The organism is Paraburkholderia nemoris (genome assembly GCF_905221015.1).
GTDB classification, from domain to species: Bacteria; Pseudomonadota; Gammaproteobacteria; order Burkholderiales; family Burkholderiaceae; genus Paraburkholderia; species Paraburkholderia nemoris.
Map to the genome: position 1 here is coordinate 1 of NZ_CAJNBO010000094.1, position 2055 is coordinate 2055.

Annotated in this window: 2 protein-coding genes; both read left to right on the forward strand. The window is 62.0% G+C overall.

Features of this window, described 5'->3' with window-relative positions; all coding sequences use genetic code 11:
• A partial coding sequence (gene istA, locus KHO33_RS41775) for an IS21 family transposase (RefSeq protein WP_211629340.1) occupies positions 1–1185 on the forward strand: 1185 nt, incomplete at its 5' end.
• Positions 1186–1194: 9 nt separating this feature from the next.
• Complete coding sequence (istB, locus tag KHO33_RS41780; RefSeq protein ID WP_114164456.1) at positions 1195–1953, forward strand: IS21-like element helper ATPase IstB; 759 nt, start codon at positions 1195–1197, stop codon at positions 1951–1953.
• Positions 1954–2055: the final 102 nt, after the last annotated feature.

Sequence of the window (2055 nt, forward strand, 5' to 3'; positions counted from 1 at the left end):
TGCACCCACTACAACCGGTGGGCGAGCGCATTGCCGCTGACCTTGCGCCAGACGCACGCGCCCGGCGAGAAGCTGTTCGTCGACTACTCCGGCGACAGGATCGCCATCATCGACGCGCAAACCGGCGAGATCCGCGACGCCGAGCTGTTCGTTGCTGTTCTCGGCGCGTCGAACTACACGTACGCCGAAGCGACCTGGACGCAGCAGTTGCCAGACTGGATCGGTTCGCATGTGCGCACGTTCGAATTCATCGGCGGCTGTACAGAAATTGTCGTGCCCGACAACCTCAAGTCGGGCGTGCACAAACCGAGCTTCTATGACCCGATCGTAAATCGCGCCTACGGCGCGATGGCTTCGCATTACTCCGTGGCCGTCATCCCCGCCCGCAGTAAAAAGCCCCGGGACAAGGCCAAGGTCGAGCAGGGAGTGCTCCTCGTACAACGATGGATTCTCGCCCGGTTGCGCAAACAACGCTTCTTCAGTCTTGCCGAAGCCAACCGTGCGATCGCCGCGCTGCTTGTTAGCCTGAACGACAAGGCATTCAAGAAACTACCCGGTTCGCGGCGAACCGCCTTTGAAGAACTCGAGCGCGCAGCACTCAAGCCGTTACCGGCGCACCCTTATCAATACGCCGACTGGAAGGTCGCCCGTGTCGGCATTGACTATCACATCGAACTCGTCGGCCATTACTACTCGGTCCCTCACCGCTTCGCGCGTGAACAGGTTGACGTCCGCTACACCACAGCCACCGTCGAAGTCTTCCATCGCGGCACGCGCATCGCCGCGCACGCAAAGAGCGATCGCCGCGGCGCTCACACCACGCTGACCGAGCACATGCCGGCCAATCATCAGGCCGTTACCGGCTGGGACCCGCAGCGCCTGCGCAACTGGGCCGCCACGATCGGCCCGCACACAGATGCCGTCATCCAGCATCTGCTCGGCGGCCGTCAGCATCCGCAGCAGGCCTATCGCACCTGCCTGGGCGTACTGCGATTGGCCAAAGACTACGGCAACCAGCGGCTGGAAGCCGCCTGCAGCCGCGCCATCGATCTGAAAGCGCCGAGTTACCGCTTCATCGACTCGACGCTGAAGAACGGACTGGACCAGCAGCCATCGCCGGTTGCGGTACAGCCCGACCTGCCGCTTGCGCACGCCAATGTGCGCGGGCCCGATTACTACCACTGAAGAAGCACTATGCTGAAACACCCAACCATTAACAAACTGCACGAGCTACGCCTGAACGGCATGGCTGACGCGCTTACCGAGCAGCAGGGACTCGCCGACGTCGAGGCGTTTAGTTTCGAAGAGAGGCTGGGGCTTCTCGTCGAACGGGAGGTCAGCGTGCGCGAATCCCGGCAGACTGCGGCGCGGTTGCGCCGGGCGAAACTCAAGTTCTCCGACGCGGTGCCCGAAGACATCGACTACCGATCGGCGCGCGGCCTGGATCGTGGACTCGTCAGCCAGCTTCTCACCGGCACCTGGATTCGTGAGCGCAACAACGCCGTGATCGTCGGCGCCACGGGCCTGGGCAAGACCTGGCTGGCGTGTGCGCTGGCGAACCAGGCGTGTCGTCTTGGTTACTCCGCGCTGTACCTGAGAGTTCCCAAACTGAACGAGGAGCTCGCCATCGCACACGGTAGTGGTCGCTATGCCCGGCTGCTGGCGCAGTGGGCCAAGACCGACGTGTTGCTCATGGACGATCTCGCGATGGCGCCGATGACTGACAGCACACGGCGTGACCTGCTTGAGATCCTCGATGATCGCCACGGCCACCGCTCAACCCTGGTAACCAGCCAGATTCCAGTTGATAGCTGGCATGCCGCGCTCGGCGATCCGACGCTCGCTGATGCCATTCTCGACCGGCTCGTGCACAACACCTATCGCATCAATCTTAGCGGTGATTCGATGCGAAAACGCAAAAAGAGTTTGACCGAAAACCAGCAGTCAGAGTAAATATCGAAACCCCCGCGTCGCTGCGCTCCGAACGTCCAGCTTCGCGCGAAACCGCTGTCCACCTTCACGCGAAACGCGTGTCCAGCTTCCACGAATTACGCA

Coding starts and splice junctions, on each gene's coding strand:
- istB (WP_114164456.1), top strand. CDS start 1,195: ATGCTGAAACACCCAACCATTAACAAACTGCACGAGCTACGCCTGAAC.